The 16,223-nt window shown below is 36.0% G+C and carries 14 protein-coding genes; 8 read left to right on the forward strand and 6 right to left on the reverse strand.

Translation table 11 applies throughout. From position 1 onward, the window contains the following. Positions 1-59: 59 nt before the first annotated feature. The gene (gene pyrF, locus C8J95_RS08160) at positions 60-1,421 is read right to left on the reverse strand and encodes an orotidine-5'-phosphate decarboxylase (RefSeq protein ID WP_107807904.1); all 1,362 of its coding nucleotides are present in this window, start codon (positions 1,419-1,421) and stop codon (positions 60-62) included. Positions 1,422-1,558: 137 nt separating this feature from the next. Between pyrF and C8J95_RS08165 the strand changes: the two genes are divergently transcribed. Further along, the gene (locus C8J95_RS08165) at positions 1,559-3,103 is read left to right on the forward strand and encodes a serine hydrolase (protein ID WP_107807905.1); all 1,545 of its coding nucleotides are present in this window, start codon (positions 1,559-1,561) and stop codon (positions 3,101-3,103) included. Between the two features lie 93 nt (positions 3,104-3,196). Here the strand turns inward: C8J95_RS08165 and C8J95_RS08170 are convergent, their stop codons facing one another. The 3 genes from C8J95_RS08170 to C8J95_RS08180 all read right to left on the reverse strand — a co-directional run bounded on the left by C8J95_RS08170 (position 3,197) and on the right by C8J95_RS08180 (position 4,904). Further along, on the reverse strand, positions 3,197-3,682 hold the full coding sequence (locus tag C8J95_RS08170; RefSeq protein WP_107807906.1) for a histidine phosphatase family protein: 486 nt from the start codon (positions 3,680-3,682) through the stop codon (positions 3,197-3,199). 163 nt (positions 3,683-3,845) lie between these two features. Further along, positions 3,846-4,457 carry a GNAT family N-acetyltransferase gene (locus C8J95_RS08175; RefSeq protein WP_107807907.1) on the reverse strand — a complete coding sequence of 204 codons (612 nt, stop codon included), beginning with the start codon at positions 4,455-4,457 and terminating at the stop codon, positions 3,846-3,848. 99 nt (positions 4,458-4,556) lie between these two features. Then, positions 4,557-4,904 (reverse strand): hypothetical protein, encoded by a 348-nt coding sequence (locus C8J95_RS08180; RefSeq protein WP_107807908.1) that lies wholly within the window; start codon positions 4,902-4,904, stop codon positions 4,557-4,559. A gap of 150 nt (positions 4,905-5,054) precedes the next feature. On the opposite strand from C8J95_RS08180, the gene ruvX reads away from it, so the two are divergent. The 7 genes from ruvX to C8J95_RS08215 all read left to right on the forward strand — a co-directional run bounded on the left by ruvX (position 5,055) and on the right by C8J95_RS08215 (position 11,947). Further along, a complete protein-coding gene (gene ruvX, locus C8J95_RS08185; RefSeq protein ID WP_107807909.1) occupies positions 5,055-5,465 on the forward strand; it encodes a Holliday junction resolvase RuvX in 411 nt (136 codons plus the stop codon). After that, positions 5,462-6,034: a peptide deformylase gene (gene def / locus C8J95_RS08190; RefSeq protein ID WP_107807910.1), complete on the forward strand. Its 573-nt coding sequence runs from the start codon at positions 5,462-5,464 to the stop codon at positions 6,032-6,034. The genes ruvX and def overlap by 4 nt, the downstream gene beginning before the upstream one ends. 32 nt (positions 6,035-6,066) lie before the next feature. Further along, positions 6,067-6,618, forward strand: coding sequence for a DUF5606 domain-containing protein (locus C8J95_RS08195; RefSeq protein ID WP_107807911.1), 552 nt, complete (start codon positions 6,067-6,069; stop codon positions 6,616-6,618). A 100-nt stretch (positions 6,619-6,718) separates the two neighbouring features. Further along, the gene (gene mazG / locus C8J95_RS08200) at positions 6,719-7,492 is read left to right on the forward strand and encodes a nucleoside triphosphate pyrophosphohydrolase (protein ID WP_107807912.1); all 774 of its coding nucleotides are present in this window, start codon (positions 6,719-6,721) and stop codon (positions 7,490-7,492) included. 53 nt (positions 7,493-7,545) lie between these two features. Next, the gene (locus tag C8J95_RS08205; protein ID WP_107807913.1) at positions 7,546-8,916 is read left to right on the forward strand and encodes a serine hydrolase; all 1,371 of its coding nucleotides are present in this window, start codon (positions 7,546-7,548) and stop codon (positions 8,914-8,916) included. A gap of 102 nt (positions 8,917-9,018) precedes the next feature. Further along, positions 9,019-10,878 (forward strand): CocE/NonD family hydrolase, encoded by a 1,860-nt coding sequence (locus C8J95_RS08210; RefSeq protein ID WP_107807914.1) that lies wholly within the window; start codon positions 9,019-9,021, stop codon positions 10,876-10,878. A gap of 184 nt (positions 10,879-11,062) precedes the next feature. Further along, positions 11,063-11,947 carry a hypothetical protein gene (locus tag C8J95_RS08215; protein WP_107807915.1) on the forward strand — a complete coding sequence of 295 codons (885 nt, stop codon included), beginning with the start codon at positions 11,063-11,065 and terminating at the stop codon, positions 11,945-11,947. A 22-nt stretch (positions 11,948-11,969) separates the two neighbouring features. Here C8J95_RS08215 and C8J95_RS08220 read toward each other — a convergent pair whose 3' ends face one another. After that, on the reverse strand, positions 11,970-12,476 hold the full coding sequence (locus tag C8J95_RS08220; RefSeq protein WP_107807916.1) for a hypothetical protein: 507 nt from the start codon (positions 12,474-12,476) through the stop codon (positions 11,970-11,972). A gap of 10 nt (positions 12,477-12,486) precedes the next feature. Next, positions 12,487-16,200: a metallophosphoesterase gene (locus C8J95_RS08225; protein ID WP_107807917.1), complete on the reverse strand. Its 3,714-nt coding sequence runs from the start codon at positions 16,198-16,200 to the stop codon at positions 12,487-12,489. Between the last annotated feature and the right edge of the window lie 23 nt (positions 16,201-16,223).

A 16,223-nucleotide genomic window follows, 5' to 3' on the forward strand; every position in this document is an offset into this window, starting at 1 on the left:
GATCATTAAAAGCCAGACATAGACATATGATAAGAAATGCTTCTTATAAATTTATAAGTCTATGAAATTGCAGTTTCATAAGCCTGCCATCCTCTTGTTCTGTAGGTTAGTGCAGCTTGCTCTACATCGTCAGCTTTATAAATACCTCGACCTACAATAATGAAATCGGTATGCAGATTTTTGAATACATGCTCTGGTGTGTTGTATTGCTGCCCTTTGCTGTCTCCTTCAGCAGAGATATTAACACCAGGAGTAAACAATAACAGATCATCCTGAATCTGGTTTTGTGCTACGCAACCCATAACGTTTGGCTCGTTGATAATAATCTTCATGGCCTCTTCACGGTAATGAGCATCGGTAAGTGTTCCTTGAGAGGACATTCCCAAAATTGTGATAATTCCGGCATTGTGGAAACCTTCTAATGCTTTGCTGCCTCCGATGGCATGAGCCGTAACCATATCTGCCCAATTTGCGATCTTGTATACACCATGTGAAAACTGTAATTCCTGAGTGTTTCCTATATCTCCGAACTTACGGTCTTCCATTAGTAAGAAATTGTGTTTTGCTGCAATATCTTTTAGAGGAATAATCGTTTTATCATAATCGAAGTCAGAAATAATATCGATATGTGTTTTTAATGCAGCAATATGTGGCCCTGCAACTTCAGCAAAGTCCAAAAGTTCCTGTGTTGTAATAACATCTGCAGAAGCAATAAGGTTACTGCGTTTTTGCATTGCTATTTCTAATAATTTTGTTGCTACAGGGTGGTCAATATTTTTAAGCTTCTCCTCGTAACGAACTTTTTTCTTTTCTTCGAAAGTGACAGTATTTCCGTTTAAGAAATCATTGATTCTTTCTACTTCATCATCAGTTAGCTGATTTTCTTCCTTAAGGATTTCAACAACTTCTGAGATTGTGAATAGGGTGTGTACGTTGTAGCCTTTTTCCTGTAACTTTTCGCGTCCTCCCTGTTGTCTGTCTAATACAACTACAATGTCGGATACATTTAAACCTTCATTTTCTACCTCATCAATAGTTTCTAAAAGAGATTTTCCGGAAGTAATAACATCTTCTACCAAAAGACAGTTCTGTCCTTTTTGGAAGATACCTTCAATCAGTTTTTTAGTACCATAAGCTTTAGCCTCTTTTCTTTTAATAATTAAAGGGATGTAACTTTCTAATGACATTGCTGTCGCCATAGGAAGAGCCGCATAAGGCACACCGCAGATCAGATCAAAATTATCCAAAGGAAGCATTTCCAGAAGATAATTAGAAAGATGCTTTAGGATTTTCGGATCGGATGCCAAAGGACGAAGATCTACATAGAATGGGCTTTCAATACCACTTTTCAGGGTGAATCTTCCGAATTTAATAATGCCTAGTTTGTAGGCCTCAAGAAAAAATGCTCTTTTAGTTTCCATTTACTTTTTTAGATTTCCGCAAAGATACGATTTAGTTGCCAGTTGTTCCGCATCGTAGATTATTCCCATCTATTCAGTGTTTAGACGTTGGTTGAGACTGATAACTAATTCTTATCTTTAAACTCAAAATAAATTTCATGAAAAATAAATTCTCTTTGTTCTTTTTTGTGGTATCTGTTGTTTTTATCAATGCACAGGTGCCAGATGCAAAACTCGATGAATTGGTAAAGAATACACTGAAGACTTTTGATGTACCCGGAATGTCTGTGGGTGTTGTAAAGGATGGTAAACTAATCTATGCAAAAGGATTCGGGGTAAGATCTCTGAATACAAAGGCTGCTATGGATGAGAATACACTTGTAGGAATCGCTTCTAATTCCAAAGGTTTTACCGCAACAGCATTGGCAATATTGGCAGATGAAGGAAAACTAAATTGGAATGACAAAGTGACCAAATTTATTCCGGAATTCAGAATGTATGATCCTTATGTTTCTCAGGAAGTGACTATAAAAGATCTTATTACTCACCGTGCCGGTTTAGGTTTGGGACAGGGAGATTTAATGTTCTTTCCGGAGGGTGGAAACCTTACAGTGAATGATATTGTACATAATGTACGTTATCTAAAGCCTGCAAATCCTTTCAGAACCAAGCTGGATTATAATAATATCATGTTTATTGTAGCAGGGGAAGTTATCCACAGAGTTTCAGGACTAAGCTGGGCAGAGTTTATTGAACAGAGAATTATGAAGCCTGTAGGAATGTCAAATAGTTTTGGATCTTATAACAGAGCAAAAGCGGTAACGAATAAAATTGATGCACATGCTCCTGTAAATGGTAAAGCTGTAGCTGTTCCACATGACTGGAATGAAACGGCAAATGCGGCAGGCGGAATTATGAGTAATATTCCGGATATGACAACATGGGCCAATTTTCTAATCAATGGTTTTGTAACTAAAGACGGGAAACGCCTGGTTTCTGAAAAGAATGCACACGAATTATGGAGTTTGCAAATACCAGAAAGTATAGCGGCTAAAAATCCATATGATTCTAATTTCTACGGATACGGAATGGGATGGTTTCTTAGCGATGTGAAAGGACATCTGCAGGTTCAGCATACAGGTGGGCTTATTGGTACTGTTACTCAGTTTACTCTGATTCCGGATCTTAAATTAGGAATAGTTGTATTGACCAATCAGCAATCGGGAGCAGCATTTAATACAATCACTAATACAGTAAAGGATTCTTATCTTGGAGTTCAGGGCAGAGACTGGCTGAAGAATTATGGTGATCGTATGGCAAAAGTAAATGCCAATTACGACAAAGAGAAAAATGAGGTGTATACAAAGGTAGAAGCTGCACAGAAAAATATTCAGCAGTTAGCAAAACCGGAACAATTCACCGGAACATATAACGATGTTTGGTTTGGTGATGTAATAGTGAAGCAGGAAGGGAAAAAGTACTTTATTTCCTGTGCAAACTCTCCAAGACTAAAAGGTGAGTTATTACCTTATTCTTATAATACGTTTGTAGCAAGATGGGATGACAGAAGCTACGATGCGGATGCTTTTGTAATCTTTAATTTTGATGAAACAGGAAAGGCACAGTCTGCAAGACTAAAACCTATTTCGGGAGTAACTGACTTCAGTTTTGACTTTGAAGATTTGGATCTGAAAAGAAAGTAATTCAGACTTGAATATATACAAAATAGTTTACGGTTTACAATTAGCTAAGATTATTATCTGAATTAATTGTAAACCGTTTTTTTATCACTTAGATTAGTCCAGTTCTTTTGGACTATAGAAATATTTTAACTGGCATTTATCTTCGTCGAAATGACTCCAGGAATCAATGTCTATTTCGATACCTGCAACACCACATGTTGGAAAACTAATGATATCATTGCCGGAAAAAAGATTGGTAAAATTAGAAATTCCGTTGTTGTGGGAGAAAAGTGCTACACTGTCGTGTACATCATCGATCTGATTAATGACGGAGACAAAGTCATTTTCACGGGCATTATAAAGTGCTGATGCAGTACTCATTTCTGCATTTTTGTAAGTCTTGTGGAAAAATAGACATGTACTGTAAGCTCTGTTTGCGGGGCTGGATATTAGCGCATCGATATCTATTCCTTTATCGTTGAGAAACTCAGCCATTCTCGGAGCATCCTCTTTTCCGCGTTCTGCGAGGGGCCTATTGAAATCGTCTATACCCTCGGGCCAGTCACTTTTTGCATGACGAACCAAAATTAATTTTTTCATATTAAATAATTGTACTGGTGGTGTAAAATAATGGTTAAGTTTTTTTGAGAAATTAAAGGTAGAAAAAAAATACAAATCCTGATGCAAAACTATATATGATAATTATGCAGGCATTAGGAGTTGGTGTCCATATTATTTGTTAAAAAATATTTGCAAACGGATTTCAGCTATTAGTATTCTTTTCGGCTATTTGCTTTTGTATTTTTGTTTTTGCTTGCTCCCATTCGTCATCTAATATACTGTAATAGGCAGCATTTCTTGTTGTTCCATCGCTTACTATTTTATCCTTTCTCAGAATACCTTCAAATACTCCACCTATTTTTTCAATAGCTTTTCTCGACCGGAAGTTGGTATCTTTGGTCTTCAGTTGTACCCTGTTTGTTTTTAGAGTTTCGAAGCAGTAGGTTAGTAATAATAATTTGCACTCCAGATTTATTGTTGTTCCCCAATAATCTTTTGTAATCCAGGTCCAGCCAATTTCAAGCTTTTTGTCAGCCGGATAAATTTCAAAAAGCCGGGTAGAGCCGATTATCTTATTTGTATCCTTATGTATTATGACAAAAGGATATTGGCTGCCGGCAGATCTTTCACCGATGGCAAATTCATAAGTTTTATAAAAAACCTCTCTTTCCGAGCAATCTGTCGGAATAAGTGCCCAGAGTTCTTTATCGGCAGCGGCAGTATATAATTCTTCAAGATGTTTTTCTTCTAATGGTACCAGATCTATGTTTGTTCCTTGTAGAATTACAGGATGATTTATCCAGGTGCTTTTCATGAGCTAAATGTTAATTTATTGCTGATAACATAATATTAAATACCCTGATAGTAAAAGATAATTTTTACTATCAGGGTACTTTTTATTCTTTAGAAAAAATTATTTAGTTTCCTCTTTTTTTATTTTTTTGTCTGAATCCTTTAACGTTATAGCATCTCTTAAAACAATATTTGCATCCTGTTGTCCTTTCTTATATCCTTCTCCCCATACTTGACTATAACCACTATTACTCTTAAATGCCGTTTGTCTAGTCTGATCAGTACTCGATTGCCAAACCTGATCAGTTGACTTTTGTTGCCAATTTGGATTTGTAGGTATCTTTGTTGGTGTTTTTCCTGTTACGCTACTGTAACCTCTGATATAGCCTTGCTCATAGTCTCCATCTGTAGTTTGTGCAGTTATATACAATGAAAACAATATCAACGGTAAAAACAATAATTTTTTCATGATGTTAAACTTTAAATTTGTTTTATTTTAACATAATTTGGTTGTTATAGCTAATTTAATGAAAAAAATAATAGGATTGCGATTTTTAATGTATAATTAACAAAATTAATAGAGCTGTCTAAAACTTAAAAAAAACACTAAATTTGCAAAATGGGACAAATAATGGCTGTTGATTATGGAAAAGCCCGTACAGGATTAGCTGTAACGGATGATATGCAAATTATAGCTTCAGCACTACAAACAGTTGAAACACCAAAGCTCATGGATTTTCTGAGAACATATTTTCAGCAAAATAAAGTGGAGGAAATTGTAGTAGGGCTCCCTACAGATTTAAAAGGCAATATGTCCGAGATAGAAACCGAAATTCAGAAATTTCTGGAACAGTTTCAGACAACATTTCCGCAGATAAAAATTAACCGCTTTGATGAGAGATTTACCAGTAAAATGGCTTCTTTCTTTATCAGTCAGAGTGGTAAAAGCAAAAAAGAAAGACAACAGAAAGGTTTAATCGATAAAATAAGTGCAACACTTATTTTACAGAATTTTTTAGAGACAAGATGATATTACCAATCCGCGCCTATGGCGATCCTGTTTTAAGGAAAAAAGCACACGATATTACAAAGGATTATCCGGAACTAAGCCAGTTAATCGATAATATGTTCGAAACGATGTATCAGGCACATGGCATAGGACTTGCAGCTCCACAGATCGGATTAGATGTTCGTTTATTTGTAATCGATGTTCGTCCTTTAGCAGAAGATGAAGATTATCTGGACATTCGTGAAGAATTAAAAGATTTTAAAAAAGTATTTATCAATGCAAAAATATTAGAATATGACGGAGAACCTTGGAAATTTAACGAAGGTTGCCTTAGTATTCCGGATGTTCGGGAAGATGTAAGTAGACCAGAAACCATCACAATGGAATATTATGATGAAAATTTTGTGAAACATACCGAAACTTTTTCGGATATTCGTGCCCGCGTAATTCAACATGAATATGATCATATTGACGGAGTTTTATTTACGGATAAACTAAGCGCACTAAAAAAGAAAATAATAAAAGGGAAGCTAACCAAGATTACTGCAGGTGATGTATCTGTAGATTATAAGATGAGGTTTCCTAAATAAAACAGAATATTAACTAAGATAAAAAAATAAAAATGCAGTTAGAAAGAATCATCTCGATTTCGGGTAAACCGGGACTTTTTAGACTTGTTTCTCAGCTGAGAACAGGTTTTATTGTGGAAGATATCACAACAGGAAAAAAAGCTAACATTTCCAATACAAGCCAGGTAAGCCTTTTGGATAACATCTCTATGTTTACTTTTGATAGCGAAGTTCCTTTATTTGAAGTGTTCCATAATATTGCAAAAAAAGAAGATTTCAAACCAACCATCAACCACAAATCTTCAGCTGATGAGCTTAAAACATTTATGGCTGATGTACTTCCTAACTATGATGTAGAAAGAGTTTACGAATCTGATATCAAAAAACTTGTACAATGGTATAATACACTTCAGAAAGGAGGATATATTACACCGGAAAGTTTTGTAGCTCCTGCTGCTGAGGAAACAGCTGAGGTTTCTGCTGAAGTTACGGAAGAGGTAAAAGAAAAGAAAGCTCCTGCTAAAAAAGCGGCTAAGAAAGAAGAAGTTGCTGAGGAAGAAAAGCCTGCAAAAAAAACAGCTAAAAAGAAAACTGAAGAGGAATAATATCTTCATTCATACAATAAAAAAACTCTGCTCTTATCGGGCAGAGTTTTTTATTGCAGTAAGATTAAATTAACTTTGTCTCTCCTGAAAATTGATAAATATGAATACAAGAGCTGAAAAACTGGAAGCATTTGGCCGACTTCTGGATATTATGGATGATCTACGCGAGAAATGCCCATGGGACCAAAAGCAAACCCTGCAGTCTTTGCGCCATCTGACATTGGAAGAGGTTTATGAACTTTCGGATGCTTTGCTGGAAGAAGATTTGCAGGAAATAAAAAAAGAGTTGGGAGATGTATTGCTACATTTAGTTTTTTACGCTAAAATAGGATCGGAAAAACAGAGTTTTGATATTGCAGATGTAATCAACAGTCTAAATGAAAAACTTATTTTTCGCCATCCACATATTTACGGAGATACCGAAGTTAAAGATGAAGAAGAAGTAAAGCAGAATTGGGAGAAATTGAAACTGAAAGAAGGGAATAAATCTATTTTGGCGGGTGTTCCCAATGGTTTGCCTCCAATGATTAAAGCGTATCGCATTCAGGATAAAGTAAAAGGAATAGGTTTCGATTTCCCTACAGTAGAGGAGGCTTGGAAAAAGGTTGAAGAAGAACTTTCCGAGTTTCATGCAGAAACAGATACGGATATGAAGGAAGCAGAACTGGGAGACCTGATTTTTTCTATTATTAATTATTCCCGTATTGCTGGTGTAAATACAGATACAGCACTGGAACGTACCAATCAAAAGTTTATATCCCGCTTTAAGGCTATGGAAGAGCTGGCTCACGAAAGGAATCTTGTTCTTTCAGAAATGAGTCTTGAGGAAATGGATCAGCTTTGGAATGAAGTAAAGAAAAAGCTGGAATATTAATTATATTTCTATATTTGTAGAATATTAGGTCACCAAATATAGAAATACTTATTATGAAAAAAGTTATAATCCTTTTTATAGCTGTATCGAGCTTTGTCTATGGACAAAAAGAAAAGAAATTGGACAGTCTGTTTACTTCATTATATACAGCCAAAGAATTTAACGGAAATGTCCTTATTGCAGAAAAGGGGAAAGTAGTGTATGAGAAAAGCTTTGGACTGGCTAATGAAAAAACAAAGCAGAAGCTGGACAAAAATACGGTTTTCGAATTAGCATCGGTTTCGAAACAATTTACTGCTATGGGAATCGTCCAGCTGGAGAAAGAAGGTAAACTTGGTTACAACGATCCTCTCACTAAATATTTTCCGGAACTTAGTTTTTATGAACCTATTACCATAGATAATTTGCTCTATCATACATCCGGACTACCAGATTATATGGGGCTGTTCAATAAAAACTGGGATAAAACAAAGTTTGCGACAAATAAAGATATCGTAGAAATGTTGGCAAAATATAAGCCAGAGCTTTTATTTATACCCGGAGATAAATACGAATACAGCAATACAGGATATGCTTTATTAGGCTTAATTATCGAGAAGACATCAAAACAATCTTATGGTGATTACTTGAGCAAAAAAATATTCAAGCCTCTTGGGATGACTAGTACCAGGGTTTATAGAAGTCGGTATAAACCAGAAAAGATTTCCAATTATGCACTAGGTTATGTTATAGACAGCCTTGGAAATAAAAAATTGTTGGATGATCTGGGGAAGGAATATTATACTTATTATCTGGATGGTATTGTAGGTGATGGTATGGTGAGTTCCACAACGGGTGATCTGCTGAAATGGGACAGAGCTTTGTATGGAGACAAGCTGGTTAATCAGAAAGATAAAGATCTTATTTTTAGTTCCATAATTACTAAAGATAATAAAGATACTCGGTATGGCTATGGCTGGGCTATTGATACAAAAGATCCATTTGGGAAAATAGCAAATCATTCCGGTGGCTGGGCAGGCTATATAACTTTTATCGAAAGAGATTTGGATCATGATAAAACGATTATTATGCTGCAAAATAATAATTCGGAAGCTACATCTTCACCAGTTAAACAGTTAAGAAATATTCTTTACGATATAAAACCAGTTAAGGTAGATATTAGTTTACTACAAAAATATGCCGGGAAATATATTAAGAAGAACAGCAAAACATTTGAGGTATTTTTTGAAAATAACAAACTGTTTGTACCGTTGAATCCGCAGATAAAGTTAGAATTGGAAGCTATCAGTACTAGCAAATTTAAAGTCAGAGATTTTAGCCCAGATGTTTTTTATGAATTTAAAATTCTGGATGATGGTAGTATAAAATGCAATATGTCGCAGCCTGCACATAATATGAATGAAGAGGGAGTTAAAAAAATATAATAAAATAAGCCGGTATAACACCGGCTTATTTCTTTTTAAATTATGTAAATTTGGTAGGCTTTACGGCGTTATTACTATACTAGGTAAGAAAACTAAATTAACATGAAGAAACAATTCCTTCTGGCCATTGCTATGGCCAGCACTGCTGTGGTGTTCTCACAATCCCGGAAAGAAGACTCTATTTACGTTCGGGAAAACTATACGAAAGTTGAAAAGCTAATCCCTATGCGGGATGGAAAAAAACTGTTTACGGCTATCTATGTGCCTAAAGATCAGAAACAGAAATATCCGGTACTGCTCAATCGTACACCTTATACTGTAGCACCTTACGGAGAAGATCAGTACAAACTGTCTTTGGGTAATTTCCCTGCAGAAATGCGTGAAGGCTTTATTTTTGTTTATCAGGATGTTCGCGGTAAGTGGATGAGCGAAGGAGAATTTGAAGATGTACGTCCAGCACTGAAGCCGGGGCAAAAAGGTATTGATGAAAGTACAGATACCTATGATACACTGGAATGGCTTTCTAAAAATCTGAAGAATTATAACCAGAAAGCTGGTGTATATGGTATTTCTTATCCCGGATTCTATTCTACAACAACATTGGTTAACTCACACCCAACGCTAAAAGCCGTTTCACCGCAGGCTCCAGTTACCAACTGGTATTTAGGTGACGATTTTCATCATAAGGGCGTTATGTTTCTGAATGATGCTTTTATGTTTATGACCGTTTTCGGTGTACCGAGACCAGAGCCTATAACACCGGATAAAGGTCCTAAGCGATTTATTCCCCCGGTAAAGGATATGTATAATTTCTTTTTAGAGTCAGGGTCTAATAAGGAATTAAAAGATAAATATATGGGGACAAACATTAAGTTTTTCAACGATATGTATGCACACCCGGATTATGATCAATTCTGGAAAGACCGCAATATATTACCTCACCTTACACAGGTAAAACCAGCCGTAATGGTCGTTGGAGGATTCTTTGATGCTGAAGATGCTTACGGAACTTTCGAAACTTATAAAGCTATTGAAAAGCAAAACCCTAAATCTAATAATATCCTGGTTGCAGGTCCATGGTTCCATGGAGGATGGGTAAGAGGTGATGGCAGACAATTCGGAGATATTAAGTTTGATCACCCGACAAGTATAGATTATCAGCAAAATCTGGAACTTCCGTTCTTCAATTATTATCTGAAAGGGAAGGGGCAATTCAAAGGTGGAGAGGCCAATATCTTTATTACAGGGAGCAACCAGTGGAAAACTTTTGATACATGGCCGCCGAAGAATACGGAAACAAAACAACTTTACTTCCAGCCAAATGGTAAGCTAAGTTTCGATAAGGTGCAAAGAACAGATTCGTGGGACGAATATGTTAGTGATCCGAATAAACCAGTACCTCATCAGGATGGAGTACAAACCAGCAGAACCCGTGAATATATGATAGATGACCAACGTTTTGCTTCCAAGAGACCCGATGTTATGGTATATCAGACAGATGCACTGCAGGAAGATATTACTTTAACAGGTCCGGTTATTAACCATTTATTTGTGTCGACTACCGGAACTGATGCTGATTATGTAGTAAAGGTTATCGATGTTTATCCGGAAACAGAAGCTGACTTCAACGGAAAAACAATGGCCGGATATCAGATGTTGGTAAGGGGTGAGATTATGAGAGGAAAGTACAGGAACGGATTTGATAAACCGGAAGCCTTCCAACCGGGATTTGTTACAAAAGTAAATTATGAAATGCCGGACATTGCACACACCTTTAAAAAAGGACACCGCATTATGATTCAGGTCCAAAATTCATGGTTCCCATTGGCAGATCGTAACCCACAGAAATTTATGAATATTTATGAAGCTACTTCGGCTGATTTTCAGAAGGCAACACACCGGATTTTCCATGATGTGAATAACCCGACTTCTGTAGAAGTAAGTGTTCTGAAAGAAAAATAAGAAAATTTAAATCGTTTCAGAAAAGGGATTTAGTATCCAATGCTATATAACCATTACAGGATTTCAAATTCTGTAATGGTTTTTTTATATCTTATTCTGTACAACTTTTTATCCACATTTTTATTGTTTGTTGGCGTGATCATTGCTACAGAAAATACTTACATTTGTTTATAAATAACCAGTTATGCTACGTACACTACTATATACACCTCTACTTTTTAGTCTTATTTTTTGTACCCCAAAAGCCCAGGAAACTCAAAACACATCAGAAAGCTTTGGACCATTACGTACAGTATCTAGATTTCCTAAGAAAATAAAAGAAGTTTCAGGAATACAGATTTCACCAGATGGTAAGGAATTTTACGTTCATGAAGACCAGGGAAACAGCAACGTGATTTTTGCAATAGATATGAGTGGAAACAATACCCGGACTATAACCATTGAAGGTATAGAGAATAATGACTGGGAAGATATTACACAGGATAAAAATGGTTTTACTTATATTGGTGATTTCGGAAACAATAATAATGATCGCAAAAATTTAGCTATCTATAAAGTGAAAATCGGCAAAGAAAATAGCACGCCTGTTTTGCAGGCGACCAAATTTTCTTATCCTGAGCAGACAGAATTTCCACCAAGTAAGAAAAACTTATTATACGACTGTGAGGCATTTATAGAACATAACGGCTACTTTTATCTCTTTACTAAAAACAGAAGTAAGAAATCTGATGGTACTTCGCTGGTATATAAAGTTCCGAATAAACAAGGTGAATTTAAAGCTCAGTTAGTTGGAAAACTAAAGCTGCCGGAGAAATATCATGACGGAGCTGTTACAGGCGCTGATATAAGTCCGAACGGGAAAAAAATAGCGTTAATAACACATAAGAATGTTTTTATCCTGGAAAATTTTGAAGGAGATAACTTTACGAATGCTAAAATGACCCAAATAGATTTGCAGAGTAACTCCCAAAAAGAAGGAATTTGTTTTGCAACCGATACAATACTTTATATTGGAGAGGAAAGAAACAATAAAGATGAAGGTATACTTTATTCGATGGAACTGAAGTAGATTTTCTGAATATATAATAAGATTATATATTCGGGAGTTTTCTAATCATTATTTCTTCCTGAACTACAGGCTGAAGTTCGGGAAAAGTTTTTTCAAGTTTTTTCACAGAGAGGGGAGTCATAATATTCCACATGAAGCGTGGTTTATCAAAGAAATAAAAAACTTCATTACTGGTTTTTATCTCGAAAAAATAGATCATTACTTTACCAATTAATGGGTTGTAATATAATGGAGTAATTGATGTTATTTCTGTCAATGGTAGCTTTTTTTCGTTATTTATATAGAGTTCTCTTTCTCTTATAAATAATGCTGACATTTTTGATTTCTTCTTTATAGAAATATATTCATGAAAAGAAATAATCAGGAATATGGTTAATATAAAGGTGAAAATAATAGCATAAAGAAATGGTGGGTATTGTTCATTTTCTCGCACAATATAGCTGATAATGCTTATGATCACTATTGGAATCAATGCATACTGAAAATATGCCCTCAGAAAATAATTAACCGGGCCAGAATCAATCCTCATTTTTACAATTTTAGAATCTTAGTCCTATGCCTGCAGAAAATCTTCCGCCATCGCTTCCTGTAAAATAAGTAGCCCGTGCAGAGAACGCTTCGAGTATACTTACCCATATTCCGCCACCTACAGACTGGTGCCATTTTCTGGAATATTCACCATCCATCCAGACACGTCCATAGTCATAGCCAGCTAAGATACCAAAATTTACCGGGATTACACGATTCCGCACTCTCCCGAAGTTCCAACGGATATCATTACTCTGAAATAATGAAGAATTACCCAGAAATCTGTTATTTCTGAAAGATCTTATATCATTGTTTCCACCTAAATCAGCGCCTTGGAAAAATTCGAAGTAGCGGTTGTTAATATAAACACCCTGTATCTTTGTTGCAAAGACAAATTTTCCATCATCATCTATCCGGTGTGTAACATTCAGACGTGCATCATAAGTCATGAAATTACGATTTGGATTATCAATGTTCATTCTCCATGCAGCAGAAACAGAAAAACCAAATGCCATAGTTGGGAAAGCAGCGTTGTCACTATGGTCGTAGCTGAAATTATATTTTGCACCTAAAAATTGCTGATTATCGAATACTTCGGGATTAATCTGACCAGACTGTGTAATAAAACGATTCTTATTATGATGTACCTTATAATCCTCATAGCCTAACTGAAATGTCTGAACAAATCCCATAAAACTTTTTTTAGATATGGAAGGTGCTATCTGCAGCTGTTGTATGTTTACCCTGTTGTAGTTTCTGCCCAGTTCATCATCGTAATTAGCCGTATTATTACCAAAACCAAAATAGTTTTGTGCAAAATCCGGAGTAGTAAAACGACCGTCTAAATGCAGTGTCCATTTTCCAATAGCATTAGGAAATATACCATTATAAATAAACTCTATTCCACTCGTAGCAAAGGAATAATTAGTTTTAAATGTGTGTCTGGATGTGTAAGGATCTCTTTCGAAACCATTATGCGTATAGTTGACAACAGCGCCAACCTTAACACCTTCATCGGGGTTATAGCCTATACTAGGATACCCCGCCCAGAAGTTGTACTGAGGCTTTTCAAAGTTATAGGTGTTAATATCATAATCATCTTTAATTTGTTTTGCTACATATCCGGTAATGTTATACGTGTTTTTCTGAGATTTAAAATCATATAACTTAACATTTCGGCCATCTTTAATATTGTATACATCATCATTAAGCCCACCGATAAGTCTTATTTTTATTCCGGAATTTTCTGAGCCAGATACGTCGAATATATCATCATCATCCAGTCCGTAAATCCAGATTTCTTTGGTGTCATGTTTAGAATATTCACGTTTGAAAACCAATTCGTTTCCTTCTTTCTTTACGCGGTATTGCAGAACACTGACTTTATGTTTTTCCTTTTTGATAACAAATCTGTCAATCTTGTTGGTACCGGTAATCATAACCGTTTTTTGTAAAGTTTTATAGTATTCCGCAGCATACTGAGCCATTTTATCTCTTCTGATTTTCAGATTTTGCTTTATGTGCCCTATGGTACCGTCTTGTACTTCTTTTGGAAGATTATGAAATGCATTGTCTATAACCTCATCGGTCATATTTTGCTGTATGTATTCTGCTTCTTTTTTCCAGTCTTCTTCAGTAGCATTTTTTAGGAAAGCCAGATCTAACGGATAAGGTTCTCTGTTTAGCCATTTTATATTACGAATATCTTCTTTGAAGCTCTGCATATGGCGTAATGGAGGCATTTGCATAATGAACTTAAATAGAAGTCCGTCGTATTTACTGAATGCCTGATCTCTGTCTTTTGGGATGGCTTTATACGCATAGGAGTTTCCATCTTTGTACTCTGCCCAGCGCCATTGATCGTAATGTCTGTCCCAATCGCCAAGAAGCATATCGAAAATACGGGCGCGGATATAGCTCTGCTGATCCACAGAATACTTTTCGGACTTCTGCAGATTATTCATCATATCCAAAGTATTCATCGTTGTGGTAGCTCCATTTAGCATTTTAAGATCATCCGGACTATCCGAGAATCGTTCTTCAATCATATAGAGTTCATCACCATAGTCGTAATTGAAATCTCCTAATGCCCTTTGTCTCGGAACATAATAAAGTAAAGGGTCTGAATGAAAGACATTGATACTTTCTGCGAGATTGCCTACAGCAAATGGAGTATACGGATGTGTTGTTGTATAAAAATCGAGTAGGAATTTTTCAGCGAAAGTTCCTTCCAGTTCATGACCAAAGCTTTCATTTTTAAATGCAACAGCATTCAGAAATCGAATAGCACTTTTCTTTACTCCTCTCATCGCATATTCCTGGTTGTTTGGTGCAGCTAAACGTAGTGAGTTAGATTGGTGTCCGCCACCAGCCCGGATAGGGCTAAGTCCGCCTTTTAGCGTGTCGAGAGTTGCAACCTTAGCTTCTATAGGCATACTGTAGTATTTCCTGTAATGGTCTCCCCAAAGCCAGGTATATACTTTTGATTTTTGAGTAAGTTTTTCCGGGTATACTGAAGTTTTTATTGAATCAGAAAACGTATCCGGATATTTTCCGGGAGCAGGTCTCTGTAGGTTTTCCAGAACTTTAATCTGAGTTAAGAAATTTTCTGTATTATTTTCTGTGCTATAATAAGATACATTGGCACTACCATCCTGGTTGATATCTAAAACAGCATAACCGTTACCCCCAAAAGTAAAGTCTTTCGGAGTTGTCGCTTTTGCTGCTTCGTTTTTAGAACCGGATCCGCTAATAATCTGACGGATATTTCTTTCCTCGAGGTATTGCAGATTGTGATCGTGACCGGATACAAAAATTACATTCTGATTATCCTGTGCAAGACTTTTCAGTCGCTTTACCAATGCTGTATATCTTGCATTATTAAGATCCTGAGGACTGATGCCGGATGTCGCACGAACTACATTGATAAATGAACCTATAACAGGAAGTGGAACTTTATCGCCAATAGGATAAAGCTGTTTTTTTAATGAAAAATACCCGGCATGGCTACCACTACTGATTAGCGGGTGGTGCAATGCAACCACAATAGGCTTATTCTGATTCTTATTCAGTAAGTTTTCGAATTCATCAAAAAAATCATCCCGTGTTTTGATGCTGCAATCTGCATTCATCCCTGGGTTTTCATCCCAGTTTTGCAGATACCATTCACTGTCAATGGTAATAAGGGTAAGATCATTATTTAGTTTTACCTTGTCTATTGGGCAACCCTTTTTAGGCAGAAAAGCTTTTTTATTATCCAGGTATTTTGCAACTGCTTTTTCCTGAGCTTTTAATCCATCTAAACCATAATACCAGTCATGATTTCCGGGGATTACAATTGTATTTCCTTTGTAGTCTTTGGTTATTTTTAGCTGATTTTCCAGTTTAAGATTTGCTAGGTCATAACCTGGATCTTTTTCACCAGGCATTCCCAAAGGATAAATATTGTCTCCGAGAAATAAAAGTGTAGAGTTAGGAGAAGCTTCTTTAAGCCTTTTCTGAAGGAGGTTTAGCGTATTCTGTGCCTGAGGTTCGTCTGCATTTCCGGCATCACCAATCAGGAAAAACCGATGGGCAACTTTAGAAGAATCCCGTACAGGTATTTCGGCGAGATTTTTCCCTTTTTGTACAGTATATGTGGCACATGACTGCAGTGTAATTCCAAAGATTGAAACTTTTAAAAAATTGGAAAGCGTATTTTTTAGCATATAAACTTTGAAATGCATAATTTTATCTAATCAAATTCGAC

The organism is Elizabethkingia sp. YR214 (assembly GCF_003058195.1).
Lineage (GTDB): Bacteria > Bacteroidota > Bacteroidia > Flavobacteriales > Weeksellaceae > Elizabethkingia.

What these genes read in the sequence shown, in the direction of transcription:
- C8J95_RS08215 (WP_107807915.1), top strand. Translation starts at nt 11,063, where the DNA reads ATGCTACGTACACTACTATATACACCTCTACTTTTTAGTCTTATTTTT.
- C8J95_RS08180 (WP_107807908.1), bottom strand. Translation starts at nt 4,904, where the DNA reads ATGAAAAAATTATTGTTTTTACCGTTGATATTGTTTTCATTGTATATA.
- C8J95_RS08175 (WP_107807907.1), bottom strand. Translation starts at nt 4,457, where the DNA reads ATGAAAAGCACCTGGATAAATCATCCTGTAATTCTACAAGGAACAAAC.
- C8J95_RS08170 (WP_107807906.1), bottom strand. Translation starts at nt 3,682, where the DNA reads ATGAAAAAATTAATTTTGGTTCGTCATGCAAAAAGTGACTGGCCCGAG.
- C8J95_RS08205 (WP_107807913.1), top strand. Translation starts at nt 7,546, where the DNA reads ATGAAAAAAGTTATAATCCTTTTTATAGCTGTATCGAGCTTTGTCTAT.
- def (WP_107807910.1), top strand. Translation starts at nt 5,462, where the DNA reads ATGATATTACCAATCCGCGCCTATGGCGATCCTGTTTTAAGGAAAAAA.
- pyrF (WP_107807904.1), bottom strand. Translation starts at nt 1,421, where the DNA reads ATGGAAACTAAAAGAGCATTTTTTCTTGAGGCCTACAAACTAGGCATT.
- mazG (WP_107807912.1), top strand. Translation starts at nt 6,719, where the DNA reads ATGAATACAAGAGCTGAAAAACTGGAAGCATTTGGCCGACTTCTGGAT.
- C8J95_RS08195 (WP_107807911.1), top strand. Translation starts at nt 6,067, where the DNA reads ATGCAGTTAGAAAGAATCATCTCGATTTCGGGTAAACCGGGACTTTTT.
- C8J95_RS08210 (WP_107807914.1), top strand. Translation starts at nt 9,019, where the DNA reads ATGAAGAAACAATTCCTTCTGGCCATTGCTATGGCCAGCACTGCTGTG.
- C8J95_RS08165 (WP_107807905.1), top strand. Translation starts at nt 1,559, where the DNA reads ATGAAAAATAAATTCTCTTTGTTCTTTTTTGTGGTATCTGTTGTTTTT.
- C8J95_RS08220 (WP_107807916.1), bottom strand. Translation starts at nt 12,476, where the DNA reads ATGAGGATTGATTCTGGCCCGGTTAATTATTTTCTGAGGGCATATTTT.
- ruvX (WP_107807909.1), top strand. Translation starts at nt 5,055, where the DNA reads ATGGGACAAATAATGGCTGTTGATTATGGAAAAGCCCGTACAGGATTA.
- C8J95_RS08225 (WP_107807917.1), bottom strand. Translation starts at nt 16,200, where the DNA reads ATGCATTTCAAAGTTTATATGCTAAAAAATACGCTTTCCAATTTTTTA.